This is a genomic window from Proteiniphilum sp. UBA5384 (assembly GCF_002410825.1).
Lineage (GTDB): Bacteria > Bacteroidota > Bacteroidia > Bacteroidales > Dysgonomonadaceae > Proteiniphilum.
In genome coordinates this window covers 17,033-27,545 of the sequence record NZ_DHOS01000060.1, presented here as the reverse complement: position 1 = coordinate 27,545, position 10,513 = coordinate 17,033, and the positions used below count along the sequence as shown (strand labels likewise).

Below are 10,513 nucleotides of genomic sequence, written 5' to 3'. Positions count from 1 at the left end.
ACTCTTATTTTCATGTACTTTTGTAATGAATAATAAATATCCAATTAATTAGGATAGAGACATGATGGTAAGTTGTTTTCAGCATGGATAAAAAGCTTGAAATAGAATCCTTGATAAATCTATCTAAGGGAGATCATCGGTCATACGAATTATTATTTCTCGCATATCACCCCAGGATCTATCATTTTTTATGTGGCTTTATAAAAAATGAGGAAGAGGCATATGATATGGCACAGGAGATATTCTATAAAGTATGGGTAAACCGTGAGTATATGTCCGAAGTCAAGTCCTTTAAGGCTTATCTGTTTACCATGGCGAGAAATATGATTTACAACTATTACGAACATAACCTTGTAAAAGAAAAATATACCCTTCATCAGTTGGCGAAAAATGAATTTTATGAGCCTGAACAGGATTTGTTTGCCAAAGACCTCTCTTCTCTTATCGACCTTGTTGTCTCTCAAATGCCGGCTCAGCGCCAGAGAGTTTATACTATGAGTCGGAAAGAGGGGTTCTCGAGTGATGAAATTGCTTCCCTCCTTCAGATTCATAAGCGGACGGTAGAAAATCATCTTTCCAATGCATTGAATGATTTGAGAAAAGTCATCCGGCATGTCTCCTTTTTATTTTTTTAAAAAAACATACATTTATTTGTGCGTCCTTATCCCTTTACCTGTCTACCTTAATATATACGTGAAATCAACCATGCGCAAAAAATGGATAAGGACCCTATTCGCATATTAATAACCCGTTTTTTTGAGAGTGATCTACCCAAAGAATCTGTTCTCAAGTTTCAGAAGTGGTTTATACGCCGGGAAAATATTGAAAAGAAGGAGCTGGTATTAAATGAACTATGGGAACAGGAAACGGCCAAAGCTGATAAACGGACCATACAAGCGTTGGGAGAAATGAATCGGCGAATTGGCAGTGAAAGAAAACGCATACATACATCTTTCTGCCGGCGGTTACTTCGTACGGCTTCTATCCTTCTGCTACCCATCATGAGTGGAGTGCTGACTTATTGGATTATGTATAACAGGCAAGACTCCTCACCCCGGCCTGTAACAACAATCGTAGAGCATATTGTCCCGGATGGGGAAATGAAACACGTCCTTTTGCCTGATAGCTCCAGAGTGTGGTTAAATGCTGGTTCTATGTTGTTTTATTCTGATGGTCTTAGAGGTACGAGCCGTCGCTTATTCCTGAGTGGAGAAGCAACTTTTCAGGTACAAAAGGATGAAAACCGGCCCTTTATCGTAAAAACTCAATATATGGAAGTAGAGGCACTAGGAACCATATTTAATGTAAAATCTTATGTGGATGAGGGAATGAATGCTGTTACCTTGGAGGAGGGTTCGGTACGGGTAGATGTGGATGGAAAGGTGAAGGTCTCGGAGGTAATCAGTCCTGATGAGCAGTTCACTTACGATCATCGACATGGAAAAATATCCAGGATTGAAGTCGATGCGGGATTGGTTTCAAGATGGAAAGAAGGATACCTTGTATTTGAGAATGCATCTTTTGAAGATATTATACGTACTGTGGAACGTCGGTTCAATGTCACCGTCTACTATGATATCAGGAAATATGGAGGAGGGGCTTTTTCTGTGAAGTATACCCCTTATGAAAACATAAGGCAGATATTGACTGTCTTGGAAACCTTGAATCCGGGGTTGCGGTGGACAATCGAAGATGACATAATTTATATTAAATAAGATAATGAATTGGATGGAAGGAGGTACACTCATGAAAAAAAGAGCCGGGAAGCTCATGTCGTAAAAAGCTTCCCGGGTTGAAATCGTTACATACTTACACAGTTAATATCCATGGAGTCAATACAGGGATAGTTGTATAAAGTGCTAACAATCAACTTACAAAATTATGAAAATAAATGATAAAAAAAACAGATTAAGAATAAATTATATGTGTCGGGTCTTATTGCTGTTAATAACCTTTTCTTTTTTTCTGACACAACTCTCTTGGGGACAATCCGTTTCCCTTCCGAATACCCGATTAACACTCAAGGCTGCTTTTACTGAAATAGAAAAACAGACGGAGATGTCGGTCGATTATAATCGTGAAATCATTGATATAAACAAAACGGTTTCAATACCTCAGAAAAACGCTTCGTTGAGTGATATCATGGCTGCATTGCTACGGGATACTGGATGTATTTATACCGTGCGTGAAAACCATATAATTATTGCCAAAGCGCCGGTAGCAGTACAGCCGACGATAAAAAAAACGATTTCCGGCACCATTGTCGATGAACAGGGTGAACCTGTTATAGGAGCGAATGTTATGGAAAAGGGTACCCTCAATGGTACCATCACCGATGTGGATGGCAATTTTTCCTTTCAGGCCGATCAGGATGCCGTTCTTCTGATTTCTTATATAGGATATCTTCCGCAGGAGATAAACAGTAGAGGAAGAACAAGGGTGGATGTCGTGCTGCGTGAAGATTTGAAAACCTTGGATGAGGTCGTGGTTATTGGTTACGGTACTGAGCGACGCTCTCTGGTTACCAGCGCTATTAGTAAATTGTCGGTAGATGAGGCTAACCTCCGACAAACGTCCAGCCCTACTCAATTACTGGACGGACGTATCGCCGGAGTGTCAGTCGGTAGCGGTTCGGGTAACCTGGGGAGTGGCGAAAAGATAAGTGTGCGTGGTATGGCTTCGTTAAATGCCAGTAATGAACCGTTATATGTGATCGATGGAATTCCCATCACCTCCCATAATGCCAACCTGTATAATTTTGGTGAATCGATGAGTGCCTTAGCCGGTATCAGTTTGAGTGATATCGAATCGATCAGTATACTGAAAGATGCTGCCTCCGCAGCCATCTACGGTTCACGAGCCACAAACGGCGTAGTAGTGATTACCACCAAATCGGGAAAACAGGGACGGTCTGATATAAGGGTCAATTACACTACGGGTTTCTCCCGGTTTCCTAATATGAGAAAACTTAAAGTGACTGATTCAGAGACTTATTTGATGCAATATAACGAAGGGGTTGATAATTACAATAAGCAGTATGGATTGAGTGTGGGTGATCCCAATTATAAGATATACTTGCAGAATCCTTTTGGAAATATGCCCGATACCGACTGGATGAGCCTGATTACCCAGACCGGTAAAATGCAAAAGGTGGATGTTTCTTTTTCCGGCGGGACTAAACAAACGACCTTTTATGTGGGAGCCGACTATTCCCATCAAACTGGGATTATCAGGACGAATAAGATGGAGAAGATTAACCTGAAGGTGAAAATATCCCATGAAATGAATAACTGGCTCGAGGTGGGAGCGAATACTTCTGCCAATTATATGAAAAACTATCAGGTCCCCGGAGCGAATCTGGGAACCACTATTATTGGCCGGGCAATACTTCAAAGGCCATTTGCCAGACCCTATAAACCTAATGGGGACTATTATGTAGGCGGTACGGATGATCTCAGGTTCCATAATCCTATGCAGATATTGAATGAACAGGAGGCATACATTGAAAATCTGAGGTATTTGGGAACATTTTATACCCAATTCAAATTCAAAGATGTCATGACTTTCAAAACTTCTTTGAATACAGATATACTGAACCTGTATGATTATACCTATTATAATGAAAACCATCCTTATGGAACGGGGGTGGGACGTCTTTTAGATTATAACAGGACTGTAACGAACATAATGATCGATAATGTCTTGAACTATCGTGATACCTTCGGGGATTTATCGGTGAACGGTATGTTGGGACATTCATTTCAGAAAATCGGCCATCGTGATATTAACCTTGACGGTAGGGGATTCCCCAGCCCTTCATTCGATGTAATAGGCGTTGCTGCGGAAATTGCCGGACATTCGGGGAACAATGTCGCATATGCGATGGAGTCCTATTTTGGTCGTGCATCTGCCGCTTACAAGGATAGATATATTCTGACAGCTACCTTAAGGACTGACGGTTCATCGAAATTTCATAAGGATAGGCGTTGGGGCTGGTTCCCGTCTCTTTCATTGGGATGGAACGTGTCGGAAGAGGAATTCATGGAAAATTCTGATATCGATTTCAAATTCAGGGTGAGTTATGGACGGACCGGGAACCAGGAAGGAATCGGTCGTTATGCTTATCAGTCATTCCTTTCGGGTGGTAATAACTATGGCAATGAAAGTGGTATCGCAACCGGTAATAGTGATTTTGGAAATGTGGATGTGACCTGGGAAAAAGCAGATCAGTATGATATCGGTTTCGACTTGTCTTTCCTGAAAGGAAGGATAAATACAATGGTCGATTTATATCAGAAAAATACTACCGATCTGCTATATAATATGCCGATGCATGCCACTTCCGGAAGAACCAATATCCTCACGAATATCGGTTCCATGCGGAACCGGGGATTGGAGTTTACACTCAATACACACTTCAGCATAGGCAAAGTGGATTGGTTGACGCAGTTTAATATTGCTCACAACAAAAATAAAATAACCAAATTGCTGGATCACGACAATCCTATCTCTATTGGAGGTAACAGAGCCTTGCAGGTGGGCAAGGAACTGGGGGCTTTTTATATTTTTAAACAGGAAGGAATATACCAGTATGATGGAGAAGTGCCCGCAGAGCAATATGCGATGGGCGTAAGAGCCGGGGATGTGAAATGGAGAGATGTAGACGGGAATGGAATTATCAATGACAGCGACCGTGTGGTTACCGGTTCATCCAACCCCGACTTTTTCGGTGGATTCAATAACACGTTCAAATATAACGACTTCCAATTCGATATGTTTTTTACATATATGTATGGTAATAATGTGTTCGCCCAGTGGCAGAACGATTTGTCGAAGGTAGGGCATACCAATGCGGTGATGCAGAGATATGTCGACAGGCGATGGACAGGCCCGGGGACAACCAATAAATATCCGAGATCAGTAGTAGGCGATACCAATAATACGAGAAATTCGACACGTATTCTGGAAGATGGTTCTTTTATCCGTCTTCGCAGTTTGACATTTTCATACAATATGCCGAAAAAATTTCTTGAAGAATATCATGTGAAAGGATTAAGATTATTCTTTCAGGGAGACAATCTATTTGTCCTGACCAAGTATACAGGATGGGATCCTGAAACCAATGACAATATGGATCCCCGTTTCTTTGGAGTTGCCACTTTAGGTGTGCCACAACCAAGAACTTTTAGTTTTGGTGTCAATCTTAATTTTTAATCTAAAAACAGAGAATTATGAAGAATTATATATATATACTCCTCAGCATACTCTTATTCACCTCATGTGGAGATGAGCTGAATCTTTATTCCAGGTCGGCCATCCCGCCCGAAGCGGTGACGGAAGGAGATTTACCCGCCCTGCGTATAGGAATGTATAATTTTGTACAGAATAAGCCCGGCGTACGAGCTTATATGATGCATGACATATTGGGAGGAGGAATGCAGACGCATACCGGAAGTGCAAGGGATTTGATCAATACTACTTTAAATCCGCTTAACACATATATACAAGGTGGATGGGACGGCTATTTCAATGCCCTTTACCAAGTAAATACGGTCATTGAAGTAACGGACAGGTTTTCTTCAGCCCAATCGCAACTGATAAAGGGAGAGGCGCTTTATTTCAGGGCTTATATTTATTTCTGCCTTGCTACCCGCTGGGGCGGGGTTCCTATTTTGGAGAAGAACACATTAGAAAAAGTTCCCCGAAATAGTCTGGAAGAGGTCTGGATATTTATTGACAAGGATTTGGAATTGGCCACAGAATTATTGACCGACGCTCCCAAATCATATTATTATGTTTCTAGAGATGCCGCAATAGCGTTGCGTGCCCGGGTTTCCCTTAGCAGTGGTGATTATACCAATGCTGTAAAGTATGCAGAATCATTGATTACTACGGGTAAATATAAACTCGATAGTTTCGATAAGATTTTTAGAAAGAAGGCCAATACAGAGATAATCTTTGCTTTTGAAAACCTTACCGAAGAATCATCTATCAATATCAGCGATCTTTATTATACTTACGATCATCCAAATAAAGGACAGGGAGTATACAAGCCGACAGATGCCGTTGTTGCCCTCTTTGTTGATGAAGATAAGCGGAAAGATATCACATTGATAAATGTGGGGGGACGTAATCTTATTAATAAGTATGAAAGTGGCCAGACAGGAAAGGACCCCGTAATTATTTCGCGTATAGCGGAAATGTATCTGGTCAGTGCCGAAGCACAAGGATTAGGAAACGGCATAGGTAGGCTGAACGAATTAAGGACTTTCAGGGGATTGGCACCCGTTTCAGCCGCTAATTCCAAGGAATACCTCGATCTGATCCTTGACGAAAGAGTGCGTGAGTTGATCGGGGAGAATTTTATGTATCATGATTATGTGAGAACAGGAGTCGCAGTAGAGAAATTAGGAATATTGCCGCATCAGGTGCTTCACCCGATACCGGGTAGGGAATTACAGAACAATCCTAATCTCAATCCTAATCCCGGATATTAATGTTGAAAAAATAAAGAGATAACACAATGAAAAATACTTGTTTATATACACTTATATTAATGGCTGGAGCCCTGTTAAGCAGCTGTAACGATAAAGTAGATTACAATAATCATTACGAAGCTATTCCCAGGACTCCTGTCGGAGAGAAGTTGGTGGAAAATACCCACCTGATAGCGCAGATTCATTCAGATACTACTTATAAGGTGACGGAGGGTGTGCAGGCAACTGAAATGGCATATACTAGTATGGATGGTTTTGCAATGAAGATTTTTATATTTGAGGTTGACCTCAATGAGACTTCGGTAGATATGAAAGTCTCCATGCCTGACGGAACCAATACTTATGCCATGCAGCCGATGACACAACAGGCTACTTTTATGGATAGGAAAGGGCATAAGGTTTGGGCCGGATTCAATGCCGACTTTTATAATATGTCCACTGGAGTACCCCGTGGTCCCGTACACCGGGAAGGAGTAGCGGTAAAAACAAATTTCGACAGTGGAGACAGGGGTATTTTCGCACTGACCGACAAGAAGAAAGCGTTGGTGGCTACCAGTAGTGAATATCCGGTAGTAAAAGGAGCATTGAACCTGCAGGAAGTTGTCGGTGGAGGAGTTTCGCTGCTCAGGGATGGAAATATTATTCCGCAAACCGATCAGACGGTAGAACCCCGCACTTGTGTGGGAATCTCGGCGGATAGCACGCAGGTATTTGTGTTGGCGGTAGATGGAAGAAATTTCACCTATTCTACCGGTATGAGGTTGGAAGAATTGGCTGAGGTGCTGGGAGCTTTAGGGGCTTCTACCGGTATTAATCTGGATGGAGGAGGGTCTACAACATTCTTTGTAAGAAATACTCCGGACTTCTCCGAGAATAGGTTCACGGTCAGGAACTGGCCTACCGATAATGGGGGTAAGGAGAGATCTGTGGCAAATGGAATAGTAATCATTACCAAAAATTCAATAAGATGATACACGTAAAATTCAATAAATATATCCATTTTTTGTTTTTCAGCCTGTTTGCCTTTCTCGTGGCAGCATGCTCTGAAGACCTGAGCGATGACTATTTCGATCCCGAAACGCCTGAAATATCTGCGGATCAAAATATAATAAACGTACCCAAAGAAGGCGGTGAATTCTCTGTGAATGTCACATCCAACCTCCCTTGGAGAGCAGAAGCCAAAGATACTTGGGTATTATTGGAAGATGCAAATAATTTGCAAAGTGGTGCTTTTAAAGTGAGCATAAGTATCAACCGGACTTTGGATACTCGTGAGACTGAAATACTGTTATGGATCACTGCCGATGAAAAGAAGGTGATAAAGGTTATTCAGGCTCCCAGTGAAGCAAGCGACCTTGTAGAACATTATTATGTGAAAGAGGATGGGCAGATCAACGCCGACGGTAAGTCATGGACAACCGCGACTACACTCGAAACAGCACTTGATAAAGCTATGCGCGGTGATTTCATCCATCTGGCCTCAGGAACTTATCTACCTGCCAGAACGCTTACTAATGGAAACGCCGGTGATCCGAAGGAAAAAACGTTTGAAATACACAGTAATATCACTATGATCGGAGGTTACCCGGCAGATGCAACAGATGATGTCACTCCGGATCCCGAGAAGAATGAGACAATCTTAAGCGGTTCAATCGGGGCAGACAAGGTCTTCCACGTAGTGGCAATCACTGCTCCTGTGGAAACCGGGCAAAAAGTTACATTGAAAGGATTGACGATTAAGAATGGGCAGGCAGCACCCAGTGGAACAGGAAGTGTCTCTGTGAACGGAGCCGGCTATTATAGATTCTATGGGGGAGGTGTTATTGTAGCTAAATCGGTGGTGGATATTATCGATTGTAATATAACCGACAATGCATCCGGCCTCCATGCCGGAGGAATGTATATATTTGAAGGTGCTAAAGTAAGGATGGAGAACTCTACCGTTCAAAACAGTAGTTGCCTTACCGGAAGCTCTAATGGCGGTGGAATTTTTGTGGATGCTTCTACCTTGTACCTGATAGATTCCAAGGTGATTAATAATGGTACCACCGGGGTGGGGGCAGGTATATATAGTTTTAATTCTTCTAAACCAACCTATACTTATATCTACAACTCACTAATTGCCGGAAATAATAATAATTCTCTTGGTACAAACATCGGAAGGAAAGGAGGTGGTTTCTATGGAAGGGAAAATTCGGTCACGGTGATGGTCAATACCACTATCCATGGTAATATTGGAGGGGTTGGCGCAGGTGTTGCCCTGCATGGTCCGTCAGGGAGTGCCAAACTCGATCTGATAAGCTGTACGGTTACCGGTAATGTGGCGCTTACCAACTATGGTGGGTATGAAGGACATGCGGATTGTGTGATAAATTTCCATAACTCCATCGTGTCGGGGAATAGTGGTGCTGCAGAAGGTTTTCGGCCAGCTACTTTCAGTAATTCCGTATTTGGAGGTACTGTCTATGGGGCGGATAACGCCGCTATCCCCGGTCTGACGTTTGATTACTCTTCCATGATTGGAGCATTGGCTGATAATGGAGGCAAGACCGCAACCTGTTTGCTTACCGGAACCGATAATCCTGCACGGACAAACGGTATGAGCAGTGATGACCTGAAAATATTCGGTACGCAGCTTGACCCTTCTGTGGGAGAGGAGATTATTACCAGTGATCAAATCGGATTGAGCAGAATAGGAAAAACTGTGATGGGTGCTTGTGTGAGATAAAAGATATTATAAATCAGTAAGGTGGGAGAATCGATTTCTTTAAAGACGGTTCTCCCATTATTTTGTTCACCCATATCTGAGTTTTTTAGAAAGTGGCATAATGGAAATAATTATGTATTTTGATTAGCTTTGTGTTTTTATCATAAAAAAGATCTTACCATCTTAATTCATATCGTAGAATTTTAGAATAAAACTAATATAAAAATACAGAATATGAGGAAGTTATTATTTTTTGCCATTTTGTTTCTGGCTGTACCATTTATTATTTCTGCACAACATCGGGCAGATCAACAACATTTGACGGATCCCAATTCATTCTCAATGATTTTATTGGGAGACCCTCAGGGATATTCGAAATATGATATCAACCAGCCTTTGTTTGAATTATGTACCGCATGGATTGCCGATAATATTGATAATTTAAAGATCAAGGCTGTATTATGTACAGGCGATCTCGTGGAACAGAATGAAAATATCGTGCGTAACCGGAAGATGTTGAACCAGACCAGTCGGGAGATGTGGGAAGCCAGCTCACGCGCTTTTGAGCGTTTAGACAATAAAATACCTTATATCATTTCCACCGGTAATCATGAATATGGTTACCGAAGTTCGGAGAATGGCAAGACCCTCTTCCCTACATATTTTCCGTTTGAGCGAAATAGTGCGTGGCGTGATATTTGTGTGAGCGATTTTCCGAACAGAAGCGGAGTAGTTTCATTAGAAAATTCGGCGTTTGAGTTTTTCGATCCCAATTGGGGGAAGCTTTTGGTAATTACTACCGAGTTTGCTCCACGGGATGAAGTCTTGGAATGGGCCAAAGAGTTGGCTGCCAAACCGGAATATAAGGAGCATAAAGTGATTTTTATGACGCACTCTTTCCTGCAAGAACGGACTGCCGAACGGATCAAAGAGGAAGGCTATGCCATCACGCCGCGAAATTGGGGGCAAGCGGTTTGGGAAAAACTGGTGGAACCTTCCGACAATATATTCATGGTGATCTGTGGTCACACCGGAAAACCCGGCGATTTTGATGATTCAGTGGCATACCGGGTCGATAAGAACTCAGCCGGGAAAAATGTCCACCAGATGATGTTTAATGTGCAAATTCTCGGTGGAGGTTGGGAAGGAAACGGCGGCGACGGATGGCTCCGTATTCTGGAATTTCTGCCGGATGGGAAAACCATCAAAGTGAGAACCTATTCGCCTCTCTTTGGCATTTCCCCTTCCACAAAACATCTTGCACACCGTACAGAGCCGTTTGACCAGTTTGATATTGTATTGGATTGAA

The 10,513-nt window shown here is 42.2% G+C and carries 7 protein-coding genes; all 7 read left to right on the top strand.

The window, feature by feature from the left end; all coding sequences use genetic code 11:
* The first annotated feature begins 83 nt into the window (after positions 1 to 83).
* The 7 genes from B4G81_RS11240 to B4G81_RS11210 all read left to right on the top strand — a co-directional run bounded on the left by B4G81_RS11240 (position 84) and on the right by B4G81_RS11210 (position 10,512).
* Positions 84 to 635 carry an RNA polymerase sigma-70 factor gene (locus tag B4G81_RS11240; RefSeq protein ID WP_294082544.1) on the top strand — a complete coding sequence of 184 codons (552 nt, stop codon included), beginning with the start codon at positions 84 to 86 and terminating at the stop codon, positions 633 to 635.
* A gap of 81 nt (positions 636 to 716) precedes the next feature.
* Positions 717 to 1,715 (top strand): FecR family protein, encoded by a 999-nt coding sequence (locus B4G81_RS11235; protein WP_294082542.1) that lies wholly within the window; start codon positions 717 to 719, stop codon positions 1,713 to 1,715.
* Positions 1,716 to 1,881: 166 nt separating this feature from the next.
* Complete coding sequence (locus B4G81_RS11230) at positions 1,882 to 5,214, top strand: TonB-dependent receptor (RefSeq protein WP_294082540.1); 3,333 nt, start codon at positions 1,882 to 1,884, stop codon at positions 5,212 to 5,214.
* A 17-nt stretch (positions 5,215 to 5,231) separates the two neighbouring features.
* Complete coding sequence (locus B4G81_RS11225) at positions 5,232 to 6,497, top strand: RagB/SusD family nutrient uptake outer membrane protein (protein WP_294082538.1); 1,266 nt, start codon at positions 5,232 to 5,234, stop codon at positions 6,495 to 6,497.
* A gap of 26 nt (positions 6,498 to 6,523) precedes the next feature.
* Positions 6,524 to 7,468 carry a phosphodiester glycosidase family protein gene (locus tag B4G81_RS11220; RefSeq protein ID WP_294082536.1) on the top strand — a complete coding sequence of 315 codons (945 nt, stop codon included), beginning with the start codon at positions 6,524 to 6,526 and terminating at the stop codon, positions 7,466 to 7,468.
* Entirely contained in the window at positions 7,465 to 9,225 is a 1,761-nt protein-coding gene (locus tag B4G81_RS11215) for a BACON domain-containing protein (RefSeq protein ID WP_294082534.1), read from the top strand. The genes B4G81_RS11220 and B4G81_RS11215 overlap by 4 nt, the downstream gene beginning before the upstream one ends.
* 213 nt (positions 9,226 to 9,438) lie before the next feature.
* Entirely contained in the window at positions 9,439 to 10,512 is a 1,074-nt protein-coding gene (locus tag B4G81_RS11210; protein WP_294082532.1) for a metallophosphoesterase, read from the top strand.
* The last annotated feature ends 1 nt before the right edge of the window (position 10,513 follow it).